This is a genomic window from Streptomyces sp. NPDC046876 (genome assembly GCF_040645035.1).
Classification (GTDB): Bacteria; Actinomycetota; Actinomycetes; order Streptomycetales; family Streptomycetaceae; genus Streptomyces.
Map to the genome: position 1 here is coordinate 1 of NZ_JBEYXK010000097.1, position 25,861 is coordinate 25,861.

General features: G+C 74.6%; 15 protein-coding genes. 8 read left to right on the forward strand and 7 right to left on the reverse strand.

All coding sequences use genetic code 11. The features are described 5' to 3' along the window. Positions 1–285 precede the first annotated feature (285 nt). The 4 genes from ABZ924_RS31870 (at position 286) to ABZ924_RS31885 (ending at position 8,865) form a co-directional block, all read left to right on the forward strand. Positions 286–786 (forward strand): hypothetical protein, encoded by a 501-nt coding sequence (locus ABZ924_RS31870; RefSeq protein ID WP_361917539.1) that lies wholly within the window; start codon positions 286–288, stop codon positions 784–786. Further along, complete coding sequence (locus ABZ924_RS31875) at positions 783–1,463, forward strand: HAD family hydrolase (protein ID WP_361917542.1); 681 nt, start codon at positions 783–785, stop codon at positions 1,461–1,463. Before ABZ924_RS31870 ends, ABZ924_RS31875 begins: the two co-directional genes overlap by 4 nt. Before the next feature lie 359 nt (positions 1,464–1,822). Continuing rightward, on the forward strand, positions 1,823–6,787 hold the full coding sequence (locus tag ABZ924_RS31880) for an NAD-glutamate dehydrogenase (RefSeq protein WP_361917545.1): 4,965 nt from the start codon (positions 1,823–1,825) through the stop codon (positions 6,785–6,787). A gap of 200 nt (positions 6,788–6,987) precedes the next feature. Further along, positions 6,988–8,865 carry a protein kinase gene (locus ABZ924_RS31885; protein ID WP_361917548.1) on the forward strand — a complete coding sequence of 626 codons (1,878 nt, stop codon included), beginning with the start codon at positions 6,988–6,990 and terminating at the stop codon, positions 8,863–8,865. A 233-nt stretch (positions 8,866–9,098) separates the two neighbouring features. On the opposite strand, the gene ABZ924_RS31890 is transcribed toward ABZ924_RS31885, so the two are convergent. Then, entirely contained in the window at positions 9,099–9,881 is a 783-nt protein-coding gene (locus ABZ924_RS31890; protein ID WP_361917551.1) for an ABC transporter ATP-binding protein, read from the reverse strand. Next, positions 9,874–10,782, reverse strand: coding sequence for an ABC transporter permease (locus ABZ924_RS31895; RefSeq protein WP_361917554.1), 909 nt, complete (start codon positions 10,780–10,782; stop codon positions 9,874–9,876). The genes ABZ924_RS31890 and ABZ924_RS31895 overlap by 8 nt, the downstream gene beginning before the upstream one ends. A gap of 148 nt (positions 10,783–10,930) precedes the next feature. On the opposite strand from ABZ924_RS31895, the gene ABZ924_RS31900 reads away from it, so the two are divergent. Further along, on the forward strand, positions 10,931–11,584 hold the full coding sequence (locus ABZ924_RS31900) for a TetR/AcrR family transcriptional regulator (RefSeq protein ID WP_361917557.1): 654 nt from the start codon (positions 10,931–10,933) through the stop codon (positions 11,582–11,584). A gap of 194 nt (positions 11,585–11,778) precedes the next feature. On the opposite strand, the gene ABZ924_RS31905 is transcribed toward ABZ924_RS31900, so the two are convergent. The 4 genes from ABZ924_RS31905 to ABZ924_RS31920 form a co-directional block, all read right to left on the reverse strand. Further along, a complete protein-coding gene (locus ABZ924_RS31905; RefSeq protein ID WP_361917560.1) occupies positions 11,779–14,103 on the reverse strand; it encodes a bifunctional glycosyltransferase family 2 protein/CDP-glycerol:glycerophosphate glycerophosphotransferase in 2,325 nt (774 codons plus the stop codon). Positions 14,104–14,197: 94 nt separating this feature from the next. After that, positions 14,198–15,046, reverse strand: coding sequence for a carbohydrate ABC transporter permease (locus tag ABZ924_RS31910; protein ID WP_361917563.1), 849 nt, complete (start codon positions 15,044–15,046; stop codon positions 14,198–14,200). After that, positions 15,043–16,296 carry a sugar ABC transporter permease gene (locus ABZ924_RS31915; protein ID WP_361917575.1) on the reverse strand — a complete coding sequence of 418 codons (1,254 nt, stop codon included), beginning with the start codon at positions 16,294–16,296 and terminating at the stop codon, positions 15,043–15,045. The genes ABZ924_RS31910 and ABZ924_RS31915 overlap by 4 nt, the downstream gene beginning before the upstream one ends. 192 nt (positions 16,297–16,488) lie before the next feature. After that, positions 16,489–17,811: an ABC transporter substrate-binding protein gene (locus ABZ924_RS31920; protein ID WP_361917578.1), complete on the reverse strand. Its 1,323-nt coding sequence runs from the start codon at positions 17,809–17,811 to the stop codon at positions 16,489–16,491. On the opposite strand from ABZ924_RS31920, the gene ABZ924_RS31925 reads away from it, so the two are divergent. Continuing rightward, positions 17,753–17,944, forward strand: a complete 192-nt coding sequence (locus ABZ924_RS31925; RefSeq protein ID WP_361917581.1) for a hypothetical protein — start codon at positions 17,753–17,755, stop codon at positions 17,942–17,944. The two genes, ABZ924_RS31920 and ABZ924_RS31925, sit on opposite strands and share 59 nt — an antisense overlap. A 97-nt stretch (positions 17,945–18,041) precedes the next feature. Here the strand turns inward: ABZ924_RS31925 and ABZ924_RS31930 are convergent, their stop codons facing one another. Continuing rightward, positions 18,042–21,980, reverse strand: coding sequence for an FtsK/SpoIIIE domain-containing protein (locus ABZ924_RS31930; RefSeq protein WP_361917566.1), 3,939 nt, complete (start codon positions 21,978–21,980; stop codon positions 18,042–18,044). Between the two features lie 493 nt (positions 21,981–22,473). Here ABZ924_RS31930 and ABZ924_RS31935 point away from each other — a divergent pair, with 493 nt between their 5' ends. Both ABZ924_RS31935 and ABZ924_RS31940 read left to right on the forward strand, forming a co-directional pair. After that, a complete protein-coding gene (locus ABZ924_RS31935; protein ID WP_361917569.1) occupies positions 22,474–24,246 on the forward strand; it encodes a protein kinase in 1,773 nt (590 codons plus the stop codon). Positions 24,247–24,410: 164 nt separating this feature from the next. Then, a complete protein-coding gene (locus ABZ924_RS31940; protein ID WP_361917572.1) occupies positions 24,411–25,682 on the forward strand; it encodes a serine/threonine-protein kinase in 1,272 nt (423 codons plus the stop codon). Positions 25,683–25,861 lie beyond the last annotated feature (179 nt).

A 25,861-nucleotide genomic window follows, 5' to 3' on the forward strand; every position in this document is an offset into this window, starting at 1 on the left:
TCCGGCAACTTCAGCCCCGCCGGCGTTTGAGGCGCGGGTCCGGGCGGAGCCCGGTGCCCGGCGGAGCCGGGTTGCTTGGGGCGCCGCGCCAAACCCCGCGCCTCAATCGCCGGCGAGGCTGGAATTGCCGGACCTCGGCTGCGGAGGTGGGCGGGGGTGGCTGGGGCGCTGCCCCCAGAGCCCGCGCCTCGATCGTCGGCGGGGCTGAAATGCCGGTTGGTCGCGGAGGCCGTGGGGCGGCGGTCGTATGCTGGGTGGGTTTCCGACTACCGAAAGCAGCCGGCCATGCGCGTGTACGTCCCCCTGACCCTCCCCGGCCTCGCCGAGGCGCACAAGGCGGGTGAGCTGGGCGGCGCCCCGCTGCGGGCGTACGCCGTCACCCCCGCCCTGCGGGAGTGGTACGTGTCGGACGACATCGAGGAGCTGGAGTACGCCGCCCTCGGCCGGGCCGCGGCGGCCTCGCTGCGGCTGCTCGCCGAAGACGCCGCCGCCCCCCGCAAGCGCGTCGTCGTCGCGGCGGACGTCGCCGACAAGGCCGTCAACGCCGTCCCCGGCCTCGACGAGGCCACCCTCGGCCAGGTCACCCTCGATGGACCGGTACGCCTCGCCACCGCCGCCGCCGTGCACGTCGACGCCGATGACGCCGTCACGGACGTCCAGGCCGCCGCGGCCGCGCTGGCCGCAGCCGACGCCGGCGACGAGGACGCCGCGTTCACCGTCGACGGGGCCGAGGACCACGAGCTGCTGTGGTTCGGCGTCCAGGAGATTCCGGGGCTGCTGGCATGACCACCGGACGTCCTGCCCGCGCCGTCCACATAGTCTGGGACTGGAACGGCACCCTGCTCCACGACATCGACGCCGTCATCGCGGCGACGAACGCCTCCTTCGCCGAGTTCGGCTTCGCGCCGCTCACCCTGGAGCGCTACCGCGAGCTCTACGTCGTGCCCGTGCCCAGGTTCTACGAGCGGCTCATGGGGCGGCTTCCCACCGAGGCGGAGTGGGAGGTCATGGACGCCACCTTCCACCGTTACTACTGGCAGGCCGCCGAGGAGACCGGGCTCACCCCGGGGGCCGAGGAGCTGCTGCGCGACTGGCAGGCCGACGGGCTGACCCAGTCGCTGCTGTCGCTGGCGCCCCACGACAGGCTCGTACCGCTCGTCCGGGAGCACCGCATCGAGCGGTACTTCCTGCGCGTCGACGGCCGCACCGGCCCCTCGCACACCTCCAAGGCCGGGCACCTCGTCCGGCACATGCAGGCCCTCGAGCACTCGGGTGTGGCGCCGGAGGCGACCGTCCTCATCGGGGACGCCGTCGACGACGCCCTCGCCGCGGCCCACGTGGGCGCGCGGGCCGTCCTCTACACGGGTGGTTCGCACAGCCGCACCAGTCTGGAATCGGCCGGTGTGCCCGTCGTGGACACCCTGGCAGAGGCCGTCCGCACTGCTCGCGAGCTGGCCGAATAGCGACTGGCACGCGCGGCCGTTCGCGTCACTGCGCACATCGTCAAACTTCCGGACTTGCTTTTGTACAGATCCGGACCGTGACGCAATGGGGGTCGGTCGAGATAGCCTGGTACCCGTGATCAGCGCGATAGTCATCGGGGGCGCCGAAGCCCCCGGCCTGCGCCCGGCGCACGACCGTGCCCGGGCCTTCGCTGGTCCCCGCCTCCGGGACACCGCGCCGATCTTGGCCGAATCCCTCCCGGACGGCTCCCACGACGACATAGCGTCGGCTCCGGACGGACATCACCCCGCCTCGCGGCGCTACGTCATTCCTTCCTTCACCTACGTCACGCAATGGCGCGCGACAGGAGCCAGAGGACATGCAGACCAAGCTGGACGAAGCAAAGGCCGAGCTGCTCGCGCGGGCGGCCCGGGTAGCTGAGCACAGCCCGGCCGGGGGGGTACTTCCGACTGGGGCCGAGCAGGGAGAGCGGCCCGACCGGGACACGACTCTCTCGTATCTCCAGCGCTACTACCTGCACACCGCGCCCGAGGACCTCCTGGACCGGGACCCGGTCGACGTCTTCGGGGCGGCGCTCTCGCACTACCGCCTCGCCGAGAACCGCCCGCAGGGCACCGCGAACGTCCGCGTGCACACGCCGACCGTCGAGGAGAACGGCTGGACCTCCAGCCACTCCGTCGTCGAGGTGGTCACCGACGACATGCCGTTCCTCGTGGACTCCGTGACCAACGAGCTGTCCCGCCAGGGCCGCGGCATCCACGTCGTGATCCACCCGCAGGTCGTCGTCCGCCGCGACATCACCGGCAAGCTCATCGAGATCCTCGGCCCCGACTGCGACGCCCACGGCCCGCGGACCGCGCGCCCCCACGACTCCCTCGTCGAGTCCTGGATCCACGTCGAGATCGACCGCGAGACCGACCGCGCCGACCTCAAGCAGATCACCGGCGACCTCCAGCGCGTCCTGTCCGACGTCCGCGAGGCCGTCGAGGACTGGGAGAAGATGCGCGACGCCGCGCTGCGCATCGCCGACGACCTGCCGAACGAGCCCTGCGCGCCCGACCTGTACGAGTACGAGCTCGAAGAGGCCCGGGAGCTGCTGCGCTGGCTCGCCGACGACCACTTCACCTTCCTCGGCTACCGCGAGTACAACCTCGTCGACGGCGACGCCCTGGCCGCCGTGCCCGGCACCGGCCTCGGCATCCTGCGCTCCGACCCGGTCCACCACGGCCAGGAGGACGCCCACCCCGTCTCGCCGTCCTTCAACCGGCTTCCGGCCGACGCCCGCGCCAAGGCCCGCGAGCACCGCCTGCTGGTGCTGACCAAGGCCAACAGCCGCGCCACCGTGCACCGTCCCTCGTACCTCGACTACGTCGGCGTGAAGAAGTTCGACGCCGAGGGCAACGTCGTCGGCGAGCGCCGCTTCCTCGGCCTGTTCTCCTCCGCCGCGTACACCGAGTCCGTGCGCCGCGTCCCGGTCATCCGCCGCAAGGTCGCCGAGGTCCTCGAGGGCGCCGGCTTCTCGCCGTCCAGCCACGACGGCCGCGACCTGCTGCAGATCCTGGAGACCTACCCGCGCGACGAGCTGTTCCAGACCCCGGTCGACAAGCTCCGCGAGATCGCCACCTCCGTGCTGTACCTGCAGGAGCGCCGCCGGCTGCGGCTGTACCTGCGCCAGGACGAGTACGGCCGCTACTACTCGGCCCTCGTCTACCTGCCGCGCGACCGCTTCACCACCGGCGTCCGGCTGCGCCTGATGGACATCCTCAAGGAGGAGCTCGGCGGCACCAGCGTCGACTTCACCGCCTGGAACACCGAGTCGATCCTCTCCCGCATCCACTTCGTCGTCCGCGTCCCGCAGGGCACCCAGCTGCCCGCGCTGACCGACGCCGACGTCGAGCGCGTCGAGGCCCGCCTGGTCGAGGCCGCCCGCTCCTGGGCCGACGGCTTCGGCGAGGCCCTGACCGCCGAACTCGGCGAGGAGCGCGCCGCCGAGCTGCTGCGCAAGTACGGCGGCTCCTTCCCCGAGGGCTACAAGGCCGACCACACCCCGCGCGGCGCCGTGGCCGACCTCGTCCACCTCGAGCGGCTCTCCGCCAGCGACCGCGACTTCGCCCTGTCGCTGTACGAGCCCGTCGGCGCCGGCCCCGGCGAGCGCCGCTTCAAGATCTACCGCACCGGTGAGCAGGTCTCGCTGTCCGCGGTCCTGCCCGTCCTGCAGCGCCTGGGCGTCGAGGTCACCGACGAGCGCCCGTACGAGCTGCGCTGCAGCGACCGCAGCAACGCGTGGATCTACGACTTCGGCCTGCGGATGCCCGTCCCGGCCAACGGCGACAACTACCTCGGCGACGACGCCCGCGAGCGCTTCCAGGACGCCTTCGCCGCCGTGTGGCGCGGCGACGCCGAGAACGACAACTTCAACACCCTGGTCCTCGGCGCCGGTCTCACCTGGCGGCAGGCCGTCGTCCTGCGCGCGTACGCCAAGTACCTGCGCCAGGCCGGCTCCACCTTCAGCCAGGACTACATGGAGGACACCCTCCGCAACAACGTCCACACCACCCGGCTGCTGGTCTCGCTCTTCGAGGCCCGGATGTCGCCCGGCCGCCAGTCCGCCGGCACCGAGCTCATCGACGCCATGCTGGAGGAGCTGGACGGGGCCCTGGACCAGGTCGCCTCGCTCGACGAGGACCGGATCCTGCGGTCCTTCCTCACGCTGATCAAGGCCACCCTGCGCACCAACTTCTTCCAGCTCGCCAGCGACGGCGAGCAGCACTCGTACGTGTCGATGAAGTTCGACCCGCAGGCCATCCCGGAGCTCCCGGCCCCGCGCCCGGCCTTCGAGATCTGGGTGTACTCCCCGCGCGTCGAGGGCGTCCACCTGCGCTTCGGCAAGGTCGCCCGAGGCGGCCTGCGCTGGTCCGACCGCCGCGAGGACTTCCGCACCGAGATCCTCGGCCTGGTCAAGGCGCAGATGGTGAAGAACACCGTCATCGTGCCGGTCGGCGCCAAGGGCGGGTTCGTCGCCAAGAACCTGCCGGACCCGTCGGTGGACCGCGACGCGTGGCTCGCCGAGGGCATCGCCTCGTACAAGATCTTCATCTCGGCGCTGCTCGACATCACCGACAACATGGTCGGCGGGGAGGTCGTCCCGCCCAAGGGCGTCGTCCGCCACGACGAGGACGACACCTACCTCGTCGTCGCCGCCGACAAGGGCACCGCGACCTTCTCCGACATCGCCAACGGTGTCGCCGAGTCCTACGGCTTCTGGCTGGGCGACGCCTTCGCCTCCGGCGGCTCGGCCGGCTACGACCACAAGGGGATGGGCATCACCGCCCGCGGCGCCTGGGAGTCCGTCAAGCGGCACTTCCGCGAGCTCGGCCACGACACCCAGACCCAGGACTTCACCGTCGTCGGCGTCGGCGACATGTCCGGTGACGTCTTCGGCAACGGCATGCTGCTCTCCGAGCACATCCGCCTGGTCGCCGCCTTCGACCACCGGCACATCTTCATCGACCCGAACCCGGACGCGGCCGTCTCCTACGCCGAGCGCCGGCGCCTGTTCGAGCTGCCGCGCTCCTCTTGGGCCGACTACGACACCTCGCTGCTGTCCGCGGGCGGCGGCATCCACCCGCGCTCCGCGAAGGCCATCCCGGTCAACGCGCAGATGCGCGAGGCCCTCGGGATCGAGGCGGGTGTCACCAAGATGACCCCGGCCGAGCTGATGCAGGCCGTCCTGCACGCCCCGGTGGACCTGCTGTGGAACGGCGGCATCGGCACCTACGTCAAGGCGACGTCCGAGACGCACGCCGAGGTCGGCGACAAGGCCAACGACGCCATCCGCGTCAACGGCGCCGACGTCCGCGCCAAGGTCATCGGCGAGGGCGGCAACCTGGGTCTGACCCAGCTCGGCCGCATCGAGTTCGCCCGCACCGGCGCCGGCGGCGAGGGCGGCAAGGTCAACACCGACGCCATCGACAACAGCGCGGGCGTGGACACCTCCGACCACGAGGTGAACATCAAGATCCTGCTCAACGCGGTCGTCGCCGACGGCGACATGACCGTCAAGCAGCGCAACTCGCTGCTCGCGGAGATGACCGACGAGGTCGGCCGGCTCGTGCTGCGCAACAACTACGCGCAGAACGTGGCCCTGGCCAACGGCGTGGCCCAGGCGTCGAGCCTGCTGCACGCGCAGCAGCGGTTCATGCGCCGCCTGGAGCAGGCCGGACTGCTCGACCGGAGCCTGGAGTTCCTGCCCACCGACCGGCAGGTCCGCGAGCTGCTCGGCAGCGGCAAGGGCCTGACCCAGCCGGAACTGGCCGTCCTGCTGGCCTACACCAAGATCACGGTGGCGGACGAGCTCATCCACACCGAGCTGCCGGACGACCCGTACCTGCGCCGCCTGCTGGACGCGTACTTCCCGGCCGCGCTGAGGGCGAGGTTCCCCGAGCAGGTCGGCGCCCACGCGCTGCGCCGGGAGATCATCACCACGATGCTGGTCAACGACACCGTCAACACCGGCGGTTCGACGTTCCTGCACCGCCTGCGCGAGGAGAGCGGGGCCTCCACGGAGGAGATCGTCCGGGCGCAGCTCGCGGCCCGCGAGATCTTCGGCCTGGCCGAGGTGTGGGATGCGGTCGAGGCGCTGGACAACAAGGTCGCGGCCGACGTCCAGACCCGGGTGCGGCTGCACTCGCGGCGCCTGGTCGAGCGGGGTACGCGCTGGCTGCTGAACAACCGGCCGCAGCCGCTGCAGATCACCGAGACCATCGAGCTGTTCGCCGACCGGGTCGCCCAGGTCTGGGGCGAGCTGCCGAAGCTGGTGCGCGGTGCGGACCTGGAGTGGTACCAGCTGGTGCTGGACGAGCTGACGCACGAGGGCGTGCCGGAGGAGCTGGCGGCGAAGGTCGCCGGGTTCTCGTCGGCGTTCCCGACGCTGGACATCGTCGCGATCTCCGACCGCACCGGTGTCGACCCGCTCGGTGTCGCCGAGGTGTACTACGACCTCGCCGACCGCCTCGACATCACCCAGCTGATGGACCGGATCATCGAACTGCCGCGCGCCGACCGGTGGCAGTCCATGGCCCGTGCCTCCATCCGCGAGGACCTGTTCGCGGCGCACGCCGCGCTGACCGCCGACGTGCTGGCGGCCGGGAACGGGGACTCCACGCCGGAGGAGCGGTTCAAGTCGTGGGAGGACAAGAACGCGGCGATCATCAGCCGGGCGCGGACCACCCTGGACGAGATCCGCGGGTCGGACGACTTCGACCTGGCCAACCTGTCCGTGGCGATGCGCACCATGCGGTCGCTGCTGAGGGCTCACGCCTGATCCCTCCGGGGAGTCTCGTGACACCGCACCACCGAGGCCCCGGCCTCCGGATTCCTCCGGGGGCCGGGGCCTCGGCCTTTCGGCCCGCGGCCCCGCCCCCCCCGGACCGGGCGCGGGCAACTGGGTGGCGCCCCAAGTACCCTGTGCGCGGCTGCACTTGTACGGACCAATCGACCAGCTGGCGCTGCGGGGGAACACGCATGTGGGGACGGGGCACGGTTCTGGGTGACCGGTACACGCTGACCGAGAGGATCGGCGGCGGCGGGATGGGCGAGGTGTGGCGGGCCGACGACGCCGTGCTCCGGCGGCAGGTGGCCGTCAAGGTCCTCCTCCCGGCGCTGCTCGACGACCCGGCGTTCGCGGCGCGGTTCCGCCGCGAGGCCACGGTCCTCGCCTCGCTCAGCCACCCCGGCATCGTGGACGTCCACGACTACGGCGAGAGCCCGATCGAATCGGGCGAGGAGGTCGCCTACATCGTCATGGAGCTCGTCGAGGGGCGGCCCCTGAACGAGGTCCGTGCGCAGTCCGGTCCGCTGCCGCCCGAGCAGGCGCTCGACATCGCCGGGCAGGCCCTGGACGCGCTGCACGCGGCACACCTCCAAGGGGTGACGCACCGCGACATCAAGCCGTCGAACCTGATGCTCGGCGCCGACGGCCGGGTGACCGTCACCGACTTCGGCATCGCCAGGTCCAGTGCGGCCAGCACCGGCATCACCGACTCCCACGCGGTGCTCGGCACGGCCCTCTACATGGCTCCGGAGCAGGCCGAGGGGCTGGGGGCCATCGCGGCGTCCGACCTGTACTCCATGGGCGTGGTCGTCTACGAACTGCTGACCGGGGAGCCGCCGTTCACCGGCGAGTCGGTGGTCGAGATCGCCCTCAAGCACGTCCGGGAGCCCGCGCCGGCCCTGCCGGACGCGCTGCCCGAGCCGGTACGGGCCTTCGTCGCCCGGGCGCTGGCCAAGCGGCCCGAGGAGCGGTACGCCGACGCCTCGGTGATGGCGGCGGCGGCGCGCCGTGCGGCGGCCGGGCGGCCGCTGCGCGAGCTGGACGCACCGGCGGGGCCGGTCGTCGTACGGTCCGGCGAGCCCGGCGAGCCCGGCGAGCCCGGCGGGTCGGGCGGGGCCGGCGGGTCCGCGGCGGCGGGTGGCTCCGGCGGGAAGAAGTGGTGGCAGCGGCTCGGCATTCCCGAGGGCGTCGCCGTGCCGGTCGCCGTCTCGGTGAGCGTGACCGCCACCGTGGCCGTCACCGTCCTGCAGATCGCCCCGTGGGGGAAGGAGGCCGACGCCCAGGGCGCCGGCCGGCAGCCGTCCTCGGCGGCGTCCGCGCCCGCCGCGTCCGGCAGCGCCGGCCAGGGGCCCGGCGCTTCCGTCCCTCCGGGCAGCGCGCAGGGCACCTCGCCCGCCCCCTCGGCCCCGGTCCCGGGTCAGGACCCCGCCGCGGCGCAGGGCGGCGCCGTGGGCGGGCCCGTCCCGGGTGGGCCCGGCGGCGGTGGCGCCGACGGCGCGGGCGGTGGCGCCAGTGCGCCCGGCGGGGGCGGCGCAAGCCCCTCCGGCGGCGGTGGCAGCCCCTCAGGGGGCGGTCAGCAGCCGACCGGCAGCGGGACCCCCGGCGGCGCCGGCGGCGGCGCGGGCGGCGGCGCGGGCGGGGGATCCGGGTCCGCTCCGCCCGCGGGGTGCGGCGCGGGCGTGTGGGGAGCGATCACCAATGTCGGAGACGGGCTGAAGGTCGGCCTCGGCTCGAACAGCACCGCGTCGGGCACCAAGGTGGTCATGGGCGGGACCACGGCCATGGGGTGGGTGTACGAGCGGAGCAACTACGAGTCCTTCCGCGTCTGCTCGCCGAACGGCGCCTACCTCGGCCGGGCCCTGACGCAGTTCGGCGACACCGTGCGGGCTGAGCTCGGCGGCGGCGGAGGGGTGTGGTGGAACCTGGAGCGGGTGGCGGGGTCCAATGCGTACCTCATCAAGGACATCGCCTTCCAGGGCGGCTGCCTGACCGACAACGGCGCCGGCCAGCAGCTGACGGTGGTCCCCTGCGTATCGGGGAGCAGGGCGCAGCAGTGGCGCGTGCCGTAAGGCTCCGCCGGGCCGCCGTCGTGCGGTGCGGCGTCGTTGCGGGGGCTCTGCCCCCGGGCCCCCGCGCCTCAAACGCCGGCGGGGCTGGATGGGCGGGTCTGGCGTCGTGCGGGTGCGGCGTCGTTGCGGGGGCTCTGCCCCCGGGCCCCCGCGCCTCAAACGCCGGCGGGGCTGGATTGTGCCGGCGGGGCTGGATCTGCCGGGGGCTGGGTCTGTAGGCGGGTTGGGGTGGGTCAGGCGCTGCGGGTGTAGGTCTCGTAGGCGTCGCAGACCTCCTTGGACGGGCCGTCCATGCGGAGCGTGCCCGACTCCAGCCAGATGGCCCGGTCGCAGGTTTCGCGGACCGTGCCGATGCTGTGGCTGACCAGGAAGACGGTGCCCGCCCGTTCGCGGAGTTCCTCGATGCGGGCCTGGCTGCGGCGTTGGAACGCCGCGTCGCCGGTGGCGAGGGCCTCGTCGATCATCAGCACCTCGTGGTCCTTCGCCGCCGCGATGGAGAAGCGCAGCCGGGCGCCCATGCCGGAGGAGTACGTGCGCATCGGCAGGGAGATGAAGTCGCCCTTCTCGTTGATGCCGGAGAAGTCGACGATGTCCTGGTAGCGCTCGTGGATCTGCTGCTTGGACATGCCCATCGCCAGCCCGCCGAGGATCACGTTCCGCTCGCCGGTCAGGTCGTTCATCAGGGCGGCGTTGACGCCGAGCAGTGACGGCTGGCCCTGGGAGTAGATCGTGCCGCGGGCCACCGGCTGCAGGCCCGCGATGGCGGCCAGCAGGGTGGATTTGCCCGAGCCGTTGGTGCCGATGAGGCCGATGGCCTCGCCCTTGTACGCGGTGAAGGACACCCCGCGCACGGCGTGCACCTCCCGCACCCCGGGAGCCGGCTTGCGGGACAGGATCCGGCTGAGCGCGGCGGTGGCGCCGCCCTTGCGCCCGCCGGCGTTGACCTTGTAGATGACGTGGACGCCGTCGGCGATGACGGTCGGCACGCGGGTGGCGGTTGCGGTCGGGTCAGCCACGGCCGTACTCCTCTTCTGCCTTCCAGAACCAGACGAACCCGCCGACGCCGGCGAGCAGGGCCCAGCCGACGGCGATCGCCCACACGTGGTGCGGGAGGGCGTGCGCGTCGAAGCTGTCGATCAGGGCGTAGCGCATGAGGTCGATGTAGACGGCCGCCGGGTTGGTCTTCAGGGCGAGGGCCACCCAGTGCGGCAGCTGGTCCTGGCTCAGCATCTGGTCGATGGACCACATCACGCCGGAGGCGTACATCCAGGTGCGCAGGACGAACGGCATCAGCTGGCTGACGTCCGGGCTCTTGCTGCCGATGCGGGCCATGACCATGGCGCAACCCGCGCAGAAGACCGCCGTGAGGAAGAGGACGGGGAGCGCCAGCAGCCAGGAGGGGGTGGGGAGTTGGCCGAAGGCCAGGAGGAGCAGGACCAGCGCGCCCATGGTGACCAGCAGCTGCTGGAAGAGCTGGACCACGGAGGCGAGGGGGAGGCTGGCGCGCGGGAAGTGCAGGGCCCGGACCAGGCCGAGGTTGCTGTGGACGGCACGGGTGCCGGCGTTGATGGAGCTGCCGATGAAGTCCCAGACGAAGATGCCGGTGATCAGGAACGGCAGGTAGTCGGGCACGCCGTGGCTGGCGTGCATGACGATCCCGAAGATGAAGTAGTAGACGGCCGCGTTCAGCAGCGGGGTGACCAGGTGCCAGACCTGGCCCAGCTTCGCCGTGCTGTACGTGGCCTGCATCCGGGCGGTGGCGTACGCGGTCACGAAGTGGCGGCGCTGCCACAGGCGGCGCACGTAGGCCGGCAGCGGGGGGCGGGCGCCGCTGACCGTCAGGCCGTGGGCGGCCGCCAGCTCCGCGGGGGTGCAGTGGGCGGGCGCCGTTGCGGGTGCCAGGGTCGGTGGAGTCACAGGGGGTCGCTTTCGACGGGGTCGGGACGCCGGGGGGCGATGGGACGGAACCGTATCGTCGCTACGGCGAGGTTAGGGTGCGGTGCGACGGAACGCAACCGTATCGTCGTGACGGAGTGGGGTCGGCGTGCCCGGTTATGCTCGGTCCATGACCACGGATCCCGCCGCCTCCACCCCCGCCACCGCCCCCGCCGCCGACCCGGCCCCCGCCCGCCGTGCCCCCGCCGGGGCCGCCGTGCTGCGCGAGGACGTGACCGAGGCGATCCGGGCCGCAGTGCTGGAGGAGCTGGCCGCGGTCGGGTTCTCGCGGATGTCGATCGAGGGGATCGCGCGGCGCGCTGGCGTCGGCAAGACCGCCGTCTACCGGCGCTGGAAGTCCAAGCTGCACCTGGTCCTGGACCTGGTGCAGGCCTTCGCCGTGGACGGCCTGCCCGTGCCCGCCACCGGCTCGCTGTACGGCGACGTACGGGCCCTGCTGGAGGTCATGTCACACGTGCTGCGCCACCCGGTGGCCTCGGCGGTCATCCCCGACCTGCTCGTCGAGGCGGCCCGCAACCCCGAGATCGCGGACGCGGTGCGCGGCGCCCTCCTCGACGGCGAGCTGCGGATGGCGCAGGGCATCGTCGCGGACGCCGTGGCGCGCGGCGAGCTGCCGGCCGGCACCGACCCCGGCCGGGCGCTGGACCTGGCGATCGGGCCGCTGTACTGGCGGCAGGTGGTGGTGCGCGACGAGGTGCCGGCCGGGTACCTCGACGAGCTGGCCGGGTCGGTGGTGGCGGGGCTGACGGCCGCCCGCGGCTGAGCGCCGCCCGCGGCCGAGCACCGGGGTGCGCCCCGCCCCCGCCCGGCGGCTACCGGCTCAGCGCTGCTCCGCCCGTACGTGCGCCATGCCGTCCTGGCAGTCGGCGCCCACGGCGGGCGGTGGCAGGGCGCTCCCATAGGGGCGCAGGAGAAGTCGCTCCGCCGGCGTATCACCGGAACGGCGGAAGACCCCGGCTACGGCCACAATCCGGGAGTGGTCAGCGGGGCCAGCGTGGGCCCGGTGGCCGCCGGAGAACCGCCTGCCGGGCCGCCCGTCGCCCCCGCCGAGGGGGCCGCCGGCGCCGGCCGCCGCTCGTGCAGCGGAACCACCGGCGGCACCAGCGACGGCTGCCCCAGGAAGACGTGGCGCACCACCCGCTCCGCCGCGAGCCCGTCGTCGTGGGTGCAGAACCGCGCCCGGAACGCCGCCCGCAGCTGCGCCGAACGCGAGCCCCGCCAGTGGCCGGTGACGAAGATGTCCACCAGCTCGTCCTCGGTCCGGGCGATCGCGCCCGGCGGACAGGACCGCAGGTCGAAATAGGTGCCGCGGGCCGCCTCGTAGGCCTCCCAGTCGTCCGCGTGGATCACCATCGGCCGGTCCAGCGCCGCGTAGTCGAACATCAGGGAGGAGTAGTCGGTCACCAACGCGTCGGAGGCCAGGCAGAGTTCCTCCACCGAGGGGTGCGCGGAGACGTCGATCAGCCGCGGGTGGCGGAGCACCGGCGCCGCCGCGCCCGTCGCGCCCGCGGAGTCCGGGGCCTCCGCGTACGTCAGGTGCCGGCGCACCAGCAGCGTGAACCGCGGGCCGAGGTCCCTCAGCACCCGCTCGAAGTCCAGGTGCTCGGGCCGGCTGCGCCGGTAGTCGCGGTGGGTGGGCGCGTACAGGATCGCCGTCGAGCCCGCCGGGATGCCGAGGCGCTCGCGCAGCTCCACCACCTCCTGCCGGGTCGCCCGGTGGAAGGCGTCGTTGCGCGGGTAGCCGTACTCCAGCGTCGTGTACGAGGACGGCACCGCCCGCTCCCACACCAGGGTGGAGTGCCGGTTCGCGGACAGCAGGTAGTCCCACTGGTCCGCGCCGCGCAGCAGGCCCGCGAAGTCGGTCGTCGGGGTGGCCGCCGGGCGGTCCTGGAGGTCCAGGCCGACCCGCTTGAGCGGGGTGCCGTGCTGGGTCTGCAGCAGGACCTGCCCGGGGCGTTTGACGAGCGACCGGTCGAAGTTGACGTTCGTCGTCAGGTACGTGGCCCGCGCCAGCGCGGTCCAGTACGCGGCCGAGCCGGGTCGCAGGAGGGACGTCTGCGGCGGCAGGGTCGCCGCGTGGCGGGGGTCGCAGATCCACGCGGTCCGCATCCGGGGAGCGAGCTCGCGCAGCTTGGCCTCGATCGCCGCCGGGTTGCAGGCGTAGCCGCCGTGCCAGTACGCGGAGAAGACCGCCAGCTCCGGCCACAGCGGCAGCAGCCGCTGGATGCGGTAGTGCAGGCGCAGCGCACTCTCGCGCAGCCCCCGCCCCAGGGACCCCGTGGCGCGGCCCGCCGCCAGCGCCGCCGCGCGCAGCACCGACAGGGTGCGGTAGGTGCGGCGCACGCCCAGCCGCATCAGGGTGTGCCGGACCCGGTCCGTGCGCGACAGCGACAGCGGCGGGGAGCCGGCGGCCCGGTGCCGGCGCAGCAGCACCGAGGCCCGGGTGAAGAACTCGGCCCGGCTCGCGCGCGGCAGGCGGCGCCGGTCGGCGTACACGTCGCAGAAGTGCTGGGCCATCCGCCGGTGCAGCGCCGGCCGCCAGCGCTCCAGCTCCGGGCGGGTGGCGAGGAAGCCGAAGACCCGCTCGTACTGGTCGAAGACGTCCAGGTGGCCGCGGCCGGCGGTGGTCATGATCGAGCCGGTGCGCCGCTGCCGGTGGTGCACGCACACCCGGTCCAGGACGGCGATGGATTCGGCGGCCAGCAGCGCCGGACAGGTCCAGGGCGTGTCCTCGTACAGGCCGGTCGGGAAGGACAGGCCCTCGCGCTCGACGTACTCGCGGCGGTACGCCTTGTTCCACACCACTGTCAGCATGCCCAGCAGGGAGGGGCGGTCGGCGAGCCGGAAGCTGGCCGGGCCGTCCTCGCACAGGCGGTGCGCGAGCCGGTTGCGGACCACCTCGCCGGTCCAGAAGGTGCGGGCGTAGTCGTAGACGAGGACGTCGGGGGAGCCGGTGTCCTTCAGCCGGTCGGCGATGGCCTGCAGGGCGCCCGGGGCGAGGGTGTCGTCGCCGTCGAGGAAGAGCAGGTAGTCGCCGGTGGCCCGGGCCAGGCCCGCGTTGCGGGCCGGGCCCGGGCCCAGGTTGTGCGCCAGGTGCACGGCCGTGACCCGGGGGTCGCGGGAGGCGTACTCGTCGATGACGGCCCCGCAGGCGTCCGGCGAGGCGTCGTCGACGGCGATCAGCTCCAGGTCCGTGCAGGACTGCGTCAGGACCGAGTCCAGGCTCTCCCGGAGGTACGCCTGAACCTTGTACGCGGGCACGATGACGCTGAACCGGGGCACGGCACATCCAGGGGTCGGCGCGGGCAGTTCGCCCCCAGGAACCCCGGGCGTGGCGATCGGGTTACGCAGCGTGCGGCAAACGGGTTACGCAGCGTCACTTCACCGCGCCGGCCATCACCCCCGTGGTGAACTGCCGCTGGAACGCGAAGAACACCACCAGGGGCACCACCATCGACAAGAACGCGCCCGGCGCGAGCACGTCGATGTTGTTGCCGAACTGCCGGACCTGCTGCTGGAGGGCCACCGTGATCGGCGGGTGCGCCGAGTCCGCGAAGACCAGCGCGACCAGCATGTCGTTCCACACCCACAGGAACTGGAAGATGCCCAGCGAGGCGATCGCCGGCGCGCCCAGCGGGAGCACCACCCGCCAGAACAGCCGCAGTTCGCCCGCCCCGTCGAGGCGGGCCGCCTCCAGCAGCTCCCGCGGGATCTGCGCGAAGAAGTTCCGCAGCAGGAACACCGCGAAGGGCAGCCCGAACGCGGTGTGGAACAGCACCACCCCGGCGGTCGTCTCGAACAGGCCGACCGCGCCGAACAGTTCGGAGACCGGGATCAGCGCCACCTGCACCGGCACCACCAGCAGCGCGACGACCACCAGGAACAGCCAGTCCCGGCCCGGGAACTCCAGCCAGGCGAAGGCGTACCCGGCGAGGGCGCCGAGGACGAGGACCAGCAGTGTCGCCGGGACCGTGATGGCGACCGTGCTGAGCAGCGCGCTCGTGATGGTGTCGTTGGCGAGCAGCCGCTCGTAGTTCCCGGCGGTCAGCCGGGCCGGCGCGGTCAGCGCCTGCCACCAGCCGCCCCGGTTCAGTGCGCTCGCGTCGAGGAACGAGGAGACCAGCAGGCCGATCGTGGGCAGCAGCCAGAACAGGCCCGCGCAGACCAGGAAGACCCGCACGGCCCCGCCGGCCGCCTTCGCCGCAGCGGTGTGCACGAAGCTCATCGGCGGGCCTCCCGGCGCATCCGGCGGATGTTGTAGAGCATGACCGGCACCACCAGCACCAGCAGCAGCACCGCGATGGCGCTGCCCAGCCCCTGGTCGGCGTCCGTGCCGAAGGAGGTCCGGTACAGCTGCAGGGCCAGCACGTTCGCATCGTCCTGCACCGACCCCGGCGCGATCACGAAGACCAGGTCGAAGATCTTCATCACGTTGATGACGAGCGTGACCAGCACCACCGCCAGGACGGGCGCCAGCAGCGGCACCGTGACCCGGCGGAACACCTGCCACTCGTTCGCCCCGTCCACCCGCGCCGCCTCCAGCAGCTCCCGCGGCACGGCCGCCAGCCCCGCCCCGATCAGCACCATTGCGAAACCGGCCCACATCCATACGTACGCCCCGATGACCGAGGGGGTCACCAGCGCCGGGCCGAGCCACTCCACCCCCGCGTACGGCTCCTTGAAGTTCGAGGCGGGCAGCCGCAGCAGCGCCCCGTCGGCCTTCGCGGAGAGGGTGAACGTGCCGTCCGCGCGGGTCGTCGCCGCATCGACCACGCGGCCGTCCTTGACCGCCTCCACCCGCATCCCGGCGAAGCCGGACTCGGCCGGGTCGACCGCGTTCGTGCGGCCGCCGCCGCCCCGCGTGAAGTCCTGCCAGGCCGTGCCCGTGACCTTCCCCGGCTCCGCTCGCGCCGCTCCGGCCGTACGGGTGCCCTCGGGCAGGGCGTCGGGAGCGACCCCGACCAGCGGCAGCAGCACCGGCACCCCCGCCCGTACCGGCTCCCGGGTCGTGAAACCGCCCGCGGCGGCGCCCTGCTCCGGAACCAGCGGCGAGTCCCGGCCCGGACGGGCCTTGGGGAACGCCGAGGCCGGGGCGAAGGTGTCGTGGACACCGACCCAGATCGCGTTGGCGACGCCGCGGTCGGGGTCGTGGTCGTAGACGAGGCGGAAGATGATGCCGGCCGCCAGCATCGAGATCGCCATCGGCATGAAGACCAGCAGCTTGAACGCCGTGCCCCAGCGCACCCGTTCCGTCAGCACCGCGAAGACCAGGCCCAGCGCGGTGGCCGCGGCCGGCGCCAGCACCACCCACAGCGCGGTGTTCCGCACGGCCGTGCGGATGGCGTCGTCGCGCAGGATCTGCGCGTAGTTGTCCGCGCCGACGAAGGTGTCGCCGGAGCGGTCGAAGAGGCTGCGGTAGAGCGAGTACCCGATCGGGTGCACGACGAGCGCGCCCAGCAGCACCAGCGCCGGCAGGAGGAACGCCGCCGCGACGAGCCGGCGGCGCCGCTCCTGCCGGGAGCGCGGGGTCGGACCGGCGGCCGGGCGCGCGGCCGCCGCCCCACCGGTACGCGTGCCCGTCCCTGCTCCTGCCCCTGTCCCTGTCCCTGAGCCCGAACCCGAACCCGAACCCGGACCCGTCCCCGTGCCGGCCGAGGCTGCCACGGGTCAGTTCCCGTACGCCTTGGCCGCGTCCGCCTCCAGTCTGGCCTGGGTGCCCGCCACGTCCCCCGGGTTCGCCAGGAAGTCCTGCAGCGCCTTCCACTCGCCGGCGCCCGGGGTCCCGCCGAACGCCGCCGGAGCCTGGTCCGACATGTCGAAGCGGAAGTCGTCGCCCGCCTTGATCAGGGCCTCCGCGATGCGCCCCTGGATCTCGTTGGGGTAGGCGTCCGGGCCGACCGCCTTGTTGGGGGAGAGGAAACCGCCCTCACGGGCCTGGATCCGCGCCGCGTCCGGCGAGGCCAGGAACGTCAGCAGCGCCTGCGCCCCCTTCGACGGCTTGAGCGCGACCGCCACGTCGCCGCCCGAGACCACCGGCGCCTTCGCACCCACCGCCGGGAACGGGAACACCAGCGCGTCCTTGCCGATCTTCGCCTCGGTCTGCGCGATGTTCACCGCCACGAAGTCGCCCTCGAAGACCATCGCCGCCGCCGGCCGGTCGCCGCCCGTGAACGTCTGCGTCACCGACTTGGGGAACTCGGTGGCCAGCGCCCCGCTCGGGCCGCCCGCCAGGAAGTCCTTGCGGGACAGCAGCTCGCCGAAGGTGGTCAGTGCCTGGCGGACGCTGTCGTCCGTCCACTTGATCTGGTGCCTGGCCAACTGGTCGTACTTCTGCGGGCCGGCCTGCGAGAGGTAGATGTTCTCGAACCAGTCGGTGAGCGTCCAACCGTCCGCACCCGCCACCGAGAAGGCCGGGGTGCCGGACGCGGACAGGGTGTCGGCCGCGGTCAGCAGCTCCTTCCAGGTCTTCGGCGGCTGGACGCCCGCCGCCTCGAAGGCCTTGGCGTTGTACCAGATCAGCGACTTGTTGGCCGCCTTGTAGTACACCCCGTACTGGGTGCCGTCCACCGCGCCCAGCTTCTTCCAGCCGTCCGAGTAGTTCTTGTCGAGCTGCGCCCGGGCCTCCGGACCCACCGGCTGCGCCCACTTGTTCTGCACCGCCGCGGTCAGGGCACCGACCTGCGGCAGCAGCGCCACGTCCGGGGGCTGCCCGCCCGCGATCTTCGTACCGAGGAAGGTGACGATCGGATCCTGCGCAGGGACGAACGTGACCGTGGCGCCCGTCCGCTTCTCGAACTCCTTCAGCACCTTGGTGAAGTTCGCCTGCTCCGGCCCCGTCCAGACCGCCGCGACCTCCAGCTTCTCCCCGTCCAGCCGCGGTAAAGCCACCGACTGCACCTCGGAGGCGCCGGAGGTCGGCGGGCTGCCCTTCGTGCTGCTGCCGCCGCCGCCCCCGCACGCGCTCAGCGCGAGGACACCCGCGGCGGCCAGCGCCGCCCAGGCGGCGGGGCCCCTGCCCGTGCCCCTGCCTCTGCTCCTGCCCCTGCTCGTGTACGTACGGTTCTTCGAACGGCTCGCTGCGGGCCTGCTGCGCATGGCTCTGCCCCCGATTCCCGTGGTGTGACCTGACCCACAGGTCTACGCCGAGCCGCGCACCCCCGCAATACCGCCTCGCGGGGCCGGGGCCCGGTGGCGGCGGCCGGGCGGCGGGCCCGGCCGGGTCAGGGCGCCGCCGGGAACAGCACGGGTATCGCCGAGACCAGGTGCGAGGCCCGGTCCAGGGCACTGGCCAGCAGGGCCAGGTCCGTCGGGCCGTTGCCGAGCTCGCGCACCGGGCGGCGGGCCGGCGGATCACCCATCCGGTCCCACTCCAACGGCACCACCGTCGGCCGCAGGGTCGCCGTCCGCGGGATCCGCCCGGTCACCCGGCCGCCCTGGAACGGCACCGTCGTCCCATCGGCGAAGCGCAGCCGGCCGCGGCCCGGGCCAGGCCGGTCCGGGGCGTCCAACTCGACGCGCAGCGGACCCGAGCGGGCCAGCTCGGTGTCGGCCGTACGGTCCGGGCGGGCGCTCGCGGCCACCAGGTGCACCCCGAGCCGGGCCCCGTCGCGGGCCACCGCCTCCAGCGCACGGACCACCGAGCCGGCGGCGGGGCGGCCCGCGCTGCCCAGCGCGGGCGCGACCAGGGCGTCGTAGTCGTCGACCAGCACCACCAGGCGCGGCAGCGGCGTCGGCCCCGCCACGGGCTCGCTGCGCACGGCGGAGGCGCGCAGCCGCAGCGTGCCCGTGCGCGGCGGGTCGAGCTCGCCGCCGCCGAGCTGTTCGCCGGAGGCCGGCGGGCGCGGTGCGACCATCCGGTCGGACAGCGCGCGCTGCGCGTGTTCCGCGTGTTCCGCGTGCCAGTCCGCGAAGGCGGTCCCCTCCAGCAGCTCGGCCCGCCGCTTGAGCTCGGAGCCGAGGGCCTGCGCGAACTCCCGCATCCGCACCGGGTCGGAGGCCACCAGATGGGCTGCGACGTGCGGCAGCTCCGCGGCGGGCAGCAGCCCGTCGCCGCGCTCGCCGCCCGCGCCGTCGAGCAGCACCAGGCCCAGCCGGTCGGGCCGGGCCGCCGCCGCCAGCGAGGCGGCGATCGAACGCAGCAGCTCGGTGCGGCCGCTGCCCGCCGGGCCCTCGACCAGCAGGTGCGGGCCGTCCTGGACCAGCTCGGCCCCGACCGGGCCGCCCCGGCCGCTGCCGAGGACCAGCTCGACGAGCCCGCCGACGGCCTGGCCCTGGTCGGTGGCGGCCGCCCAGCGGGCCATCAGGGAGGCCGGAGTGGCCCGGGCCAGCCCCAGCTCGTCCAGGAGCCGGGACGAGGCCGGCAGCGCGGCGGCCGACCGCTGCGGGCCGCCGCCCGCGGGCTCGGCCCGCAGCGGGGCCAGGGCCCGGGCGAACCGCTCGGCCCAGGCCGCGGAGACCGCGTCGGCGGTGGCGGTGGTGCCGGGCGTCACCGGGCGGCCGCCGGTCACCGCGAAGGTGCGCACGGTCGTGGCGACATCGCCGCTCAGCAGGGCGGCCGCGCCGCAGTCCCGGAAGGCGGGAGTGGCCGCGCAGGCCGCCTCGTAGGTGTCGGTGAGCGGGGAGGCGGGCGTGGCCGACGCCGTCTCGGCCAGGACCAGGACGTGGATCCCGGCCGCCGGACCGTGCGAGGCGAGCCGACCGGTGAGGTCGCGCAGCGCCGCCGTCCCCGGCTCGCCGTCCACCACGAGCAGCGTGTACGGGCCCCGGTGCGCGGCGGCGGCCTCGCGGACGGCCCGCCGGTCGGCGGCCGCCCAAGTGGCGCCGAGGGGGCCCTCGTCGAGGCGGCGGGTGAGCTCGCCGGTGCGGGCGGCCGCCTGCTCGGTGTCGTACGCGAGGAGCAGCCGGCAGTCCTGGCCGTGCGCCGGCCGCACGTGCGGCAGCCAGCCGAGCCAGGCCCAGCCCTCGCGCCGCCGCTCGACGGGGCGGGCCCGGTCGCTGCTGATCAGCACGATCTCCAGCTGGGCGGGCGCGTGCAGGGCGGCGAGCTGGGCCACCAGGGAGCGGGCGACCCCGTCGAGGCGGGGCCGCGGGCCGGCGAGGCCGAGCCCGCCGACGTCCTGGAGCGCGACCCGGCTGCCGGCGCCGAGGCCGACCTCGAGCCGTCCCGGCTCGCGGGACCACAGCCGCCGGGTCGGGCCGAGCGCGGCCAGCAGCAGCGCCGCCGGATCGTCCACGTCGGGCACGGCGGCCACGGCCGCCGCGCCCGGGGCCTCCGCCCCGCCCTCGGCCTCCCCGCGGACCCACCGCCGGGCCCAGGCCCCGAACCCGCCACGCCGCCAACCACCACCGGCGCGCCCCTGCCCTTCCCCGGTGGCCCCCCGCCCACCACCGACCGGGCTCTGCCCAGGGCCGCCGCCGGTCCGGCCCTGGCCCTGTCCGTGGCCGCCGCCGGTCCGGCCCTGCCCTTGGCCGCCGGCCGGGCTCTGTCCCTGGCTGCCGCCGGCCGGGCTCTCTCCCTGGCCGCCGCCGAGGGGGCCCTGTCCCTGGCTTTCGCCGACTGGGCCCTGTCCGTGGCCGCCGCCGGTCCGGCCCTGCCCTTGGCCGCCAGCCGGGCCCTGTCCCTGGCTTCCGCCGAACCCGTGCCCCGGCGCCTGGCCGCCGCCGGTCACGGGCCCCGACGCCTGGCCCGCGGCTGCTCCGGTGGCGCCGTGACCGTGTACGGCGGCTCCGGCTGAGCCGTGACCGGCTGTGGCGCCCAGCGCCTGGCCGCCGCCGTTCCGGCCCCGGGCCGCCTGCGCTTCGCCACCGCCGGCCGCGGCGGGGACACCCGTGTCGCCTGCTGCTCCGGCGGCGCCGTGGCCGGGTACGGCTGCACCGGGGGAACCCGCGCCGGCCGCGCCGGCCGTGCCGGCAGCGCCGTGCCCGCGTACGGCGCCCAGCGCCTGGCCGCCGCCCGCCCCGCCGGGTGCGTACGCTTCGCCGCCGTCGGCCACGGCGGGGGCACCCGCCCCGCCTGCTGCTCCGGCCGCGCCGTGACCGCGCACGGCCGCTCCGGCCGAGCCGTAACCGCCCGCGCCCACCGTGCCGACAAGGCCGTGACCGGCGGGGGCGCCTCCGGCCGCGCCGGGACCGCCGCTGCCGGCTCCGGCCGCGCCGACCGATCCCGCAGTGCCCGCGGCCGGGGGCATGGGCTGGCGGGTTCCCGCGCCGTACGCCGCCGAGCCGGCCTGCGCTCCGGCGGGCCCGGCGATGCCGGACCCCGCCGTCCGGGCAGCGCCGGCCCGGCCCGCTTCCGCCGGGGCCGCCGGGCCCGCACCGAAGCCCGTCGGCCCTGCGGCGTCGGCCCGGTCCGGGTCGGCCGGGCCCGCGCTGCCCGGCCGCTCCTGGGTCCCGGCGTGGCCCGCCGGGCCGGCCAGGCCCGGGCGGAGGGCCGGGCCGACGGGGCCCGAGGGGCCCGCCGGGCGGGCGGGGGCCGGGGCCGGGTGGGACGGGGTGTCCGGCAGCGGGTGTGCCGGGAGGCAGAGGTGGCCCTCGTGGTCCGGGACCGCGGGCAGGCGGTCCGCGCAGCCCCCGGCCAGCCGCAGGGTGGTCTCGCCGACGCGCAGCAGCGCGCCCGGGGCCAGCGCCACGGGCCGGGTGCCCACCTCGGTGCCGTCCACCGTCGTGCCGTTCGTGGACTCCAGGTCGGCCACCGCGACCCGCCCGTCTTCCCGTACGGTCACCGCGCAGTGCAGCCGGGACACGTCCGGGTCGTCCAGCGGGATGTCCGCGTCCGCGGAGCGGCCGATCCGGATCGCGCCCGGGTGCAGCAGGTGCACCCCGCCCGCGTCGGGCCCCGCGACCACGTGCAGCTGCGCCCCGGCGGCGGCGACCCCGTCGGCCCCCTCGGGCGCCACGTCCGGCACAGGTCCGTGCAGGCCCAGCACCGCCCCGTCCACGAGCGGCGGCTCCCCGAGCAGGGCCCGCTGCGGATCGAGCCGCTCGGCCCCCGCGTACAGCACCACCGTGCCCCCGGTGTCCGGCCCGCCGACGGTCGCCGCCAGCCCGGAGGCCACCGCGGCCAGCGCGGTCCCCGCGGGCGCGGTGACGAGCACGTCACAGCCGGCGGGCACGGTCTGGTGGCCGCTGCGCGACCCGAGGACGGTCAGCCGGATCTGCATCGCCGTCAGCGGTCCCTTCTGCGCGATGCGCAGGTGCGTGCGCCCGGGCCCGGCTGGGTACGGAGGGGCAGTGCCTGCCCGACCCCCCACCCGGCACGGCGCGTCGTCGTCCGGTCAGGTCTGCCCGGACGGCGGGGCTCCCGTCCCCGCCGTTCCGTACGTACGGGTGCATCCTCGCACCTGTCGCGGACAACACGCCCGGGACCCGCCAACAAATGATCTTGAATGGCCGACGCCCGCGCAACGGGCGGTCACACCCGGACGCACACGTGCACGAAAACCCGAGGGATCAGCGAAAAAACGCCATGCGGCATACGCCTCGAACATCACTCTTCGGACAAATGTGCGGCAACCAACCTCCGGTACCCCGCGTCTTCCGCAGGGACACCCCCTAGAGTGGGCCGGAAAACGAACCACGAACCACGGGCACGAACCCGGTGCGCGCACCCTGTGCACGCGCCACGTGCACAGACGACAGCAGGGAGCGCGAGACGTGCGGCCAGTCGGCAGCAAGTACCTGCTCGAGGAGCCGCTCGGGCGCGGCGCCACGGGCACCGTCTGGCGTGCCCGCCAGCGTGAGACCGCAGGCGCCGAGGCCGCCGTCGCAGGCCAGCCCGGCGAGACCGTGGCCATCAAGGTCCTCAAGGAGGAGCTGGCCCAGGACGCCGACATCGTCATGCGCTTCCTGCGCGAGCGCTCCGTCCTGTTGCGCCTGACGCACCCCAACATCGTCCGCACCCGCGACCTCGTCGTCGAGGGCGACCTCCTCGCCCTCGTCATGGACCTGATCGACGGCCCGGACCTGCACAAGTACATCCGGCAGAACGGCCCCTTCACCCCCGTCGCCGCGGCCCTGCTGACCGCCCAGATCGCTGACGCCCTCGCCGCCAGCCACGCCGACGGCGTGGTCCACCGCGACCTGAAGCCCGCGAACGTCCTGCTCGACGAGCGCGGCGGCCAGATGAAGCCGATGCTCACCGACTTCGGCATCGCCCGCCTCGCCGACTCCCCGGGCCTGACCCGCACCCACGAGTTCGTCGGCACCCCCGCCTACGTGGCCCCCGAGTCCGCCGAGGGCCGCCCGCAGACCTCCGCCGTCGACATCTACGGCGCCGGCATCCTGCTGTACGAACTGGTCACCGGGCGCCCGCCGTTCGCCGGCGGCACCGCCCTGGAAGTGCTCCACCGCCACCTCAGCGAGGACCCGCAGCGCCCGCCGCACGTGCCCGAGCCGCTGTGGATCGTCATCGAGCGCTGCCTGCGCAAGGAGCCGACCGAGCGCCCCAGTGCCGAGAACCTGGCCCGCGGCCTGCGCGTCGTCGCCTCCGGTATCGGCGTGCACAGCGCCCCGTCCGAGGTGGAGGCCGCGCTCGGCGTCGGCGCGCTGCTCGCGCCCGACCCCTCCCCGGCGCCCGTCCCGCAGACCCCCGGCGCCGCCGACCAGACCCAGGCGCTGCCCGGCCGCGGCCCGGCCGCCGGGCCCGAGGGCGCGTACGACCCGAACGCCATGACCAGCGTGCTCCCGCCGGTCGGCGCCGCCGACGCCACCACCGTGCTGCCGAACACGGGCGCCCCGGGAGTCCCGGACGCGGCGCCGACCTCCGTCATGCCGCCCGTGGAGCGGCCGGACCAGCCGCACCCCTGGCAGACGCAGATGCGGGCCGCGCGCGACCGCAACGAGCAGACGCAGATGCACTACCTCGATCCGGCCGAGGACCCGCTGCGTCGGCGGCCGCAGCGCCAGGCGCCTCAGCAGCCGCAGCGGCCGCAGCAGCCCCCGCAGTACCGCCAGGGGCCGCCGCCGGCGTACCCGCCCCAGCAGCAGTACCAGCAGCAGCCGCAGCAGCCGCAGCAGCCGTACTACCCGCAGCCGCAGCAGGCGCCCCCGCCGCAGCAGCCGCAGCCGTACCGGCAGCCCCCGGCTCCGCAGCAGCCGCAGCAGTACCAGCAGCAGCGGCCGGCCCCGCAGCAGCAGCCCCCGCAGGCCCCGCCGCCGCAGCAGCGTCCGCCCCGGGAGCCGCGCCGCCGCAGCGCCAACCCGATCCGGATCCCGGGCCTCGGCTGCCTCAAGGGCTGCCTGGTCATGATCGTGCTGTTCTTCATCGCGGGCTGGCTGATCTGGGAGTTCACCCCGCTCCAGGAGTGGGTCGGCACCGGCAAGAGCTGGTGGGACCAGGTGTGGACCTGGGGCAGCGAGGTCGTCGACTGGGTCGGATCGATCGGCGACGCCACCGGCGGCGGCAGCGGGAACGGCACCACACCCTGAACCGGGCGCCCGAACCGGGCGCCCGTAACGCCGACTTCGTAGATTTGTCGACTTCCAGCACGTGATTTCGCCCGCAGAAGTGAAGGTCGCCGCGATCCGTGACCTCCAACCCCCATCCGGCCGCGTAGCTTTGGCCCAGTACGCCAGCCGCTGAGGGAGCAGTCGTGGCACGGAAAATCGGCAGCCGGTACACCGCGCACCAGATCCTGGGGCGCGGCAGCGCGGGCACGGTGTGGCTCGGCGAGGGGCCCGACGGCCCCGTCGCCGTCAAACTGCTGCGCGAGGACCTCGCGTCCGACCAGGAGCTGGTCGGACGCTTCGTCCAGGAGCGCAGCGCGCTGCTCGGCCTGGAACACCCGCACATCGTGTCCGTCCGCGACCTCGTCGTCGACGGCAACGACCTGGCGCTGGTCATGGACCTGGTGCGCGGTACGGACCTGCGCACGCGCCTGGACCGGGAGCGGCGGCTCGCCCCCGAGGCGGCCGTCGCGATCGTCGCCGACGTCGCGGACGCGCTGGCTGCGGCGCATGCGGCCGGGGTCGTGCACCGCGACGTCAAGCCGGAGAACGTCCTGCTCGACATGCAGGGCCCGCTCGGGCCGGGCGGCTCCCACCCCGCCCTGTTGACCGACTTCGGCGTGGCCAAGCTGATCGACTCGCCGAGGCGGGCCGGGGCGGTGGCCGGGGGCGGGACCGGCGGCGGGGCCGGGCGGGCTCCGGCGCCCGCCACGCGGATCATCGGTACGCCGGACTACCTCGCCCCGGAGATCGTGGAGGGGCTGCCGCCGCGGGCCGCCGTCGACATATACGCGCTGGCCACCGTGCTGTACGAGCTGCTGGCCGGGTTCACGCCGTTCGGCGGCGGGCACCCCGGGGCGGTGCTGCGGCGGCACGTCACCGAGACGGTGGTCCCGCTGCCGGGGATCCCCGAGGAGCTGTGGCAGCTGATCGTGCAGTGCCTCGCGAAGGGGCCGGCCTCGCGGCTGCGGGCCTCCGAACTGTCGGCCCGGCTGCGGGAGCTGCTGCCGCTGCTGGCCGGGATGCCGCCGCTGGACGTGGACGAGCCGGACGATGCGGAGCCGGAGCCGGTGGAGGCGCGGGAGGCGCCCGCCGCCCCGGTCCGCCGCCGCGGGGTCGTCCCGCTGGTCCCCGGCTCCTCCACCGACTCCAACCGGGACACCCACACCTCGATGCGGGTGCCGGCGCCGGACGAGCTGGCCGGGGGTGCGCTGGGCACCGCCCGGGTGCCGCGGCCGGCCGGCGGCCACCGGCCCGGCTCCGCCCGGCACCGGGCCGGCACGGTGCGCAGGCGTCGGCTGGCCCTGTCGGTGGGGGCGGTGGTCCTGGCCGCGGGCCTGGGGGTGGGTGGCTGGCTGGCCGCCTCCGACGACCCCCCGGCCAAGGCGCCGGGCCACTCGGCCCCGCCGAAGCGCTGACCCTGCGGAGCGGCCCTCCGGACCACGGGGGCTGCGCGTGGCCCCGCTGCGCGGAGCGGTTCCCCACCCCGCCCCTTCCCGGAACGGGCTCCGCCCCGGACCCCGTTCCGGGCGCTTCGCGCCCGGTGCGCTCAAACGCCGCGCGGGCTGGATTTATCCAGCCTCGCCGGCGTTTGAGG

Excerpts from the sequence above, each read along its gene's own strand:
- ABZ924_RS31870 (WP_361917539.1), top strand. The coding sequence starts at position 286 with ATGCGCGTGTACGTCCCCCTGACCCTCCCCGGCCTCGCCGAGGCGCAC.
- ABZ924_RS31875 (WP_361917542.1), top strand. The coding sequence starts at position 783 with ATGACCACCGGACGTCCTGCCCGCGCCGTCCACATAGTCTGGGACTGG.
- ABZ924_RS31880 (WP_361917545.1), top strand. The coding sequence starts at position 1,823 with ATGCAGACCAAGCTGGACGAAGCAAAGGCCGAGCTGCTCGCGCGGGCG.
- ABZ924_RS31885 (WP_361917548.1), top strand. The coding sequence starts at position 6,988 with ATGTGGGGACGGGGCACGGTTCTGGGTGACCGGTACACGCTGACCGAG.
- ABZ924_RS31900 (WP_361917557.1), top strand. The coding sequence starts at position 10,931 with ATGACCACGGATCCCGCCGCCTCCACCCCCGCCACCGCCCCCGCCGCC.
- ABZ924_RS31910 (WP_361917563.1), bottom strand. The coding sequence starts at position 15,046 with ATGAGCTTCGTGCACACCGCTGCGGCGAAGGCGGCCGGCGGGGCCGTG.
- ABZ924_RS31930 (WP_361917566.1), bottom strand. The coding sequence starts at position 21,980 with ATGCAGATCCGGCTGACCGTCCTCGGGTCGCGCAGCGGCCACCAGACC.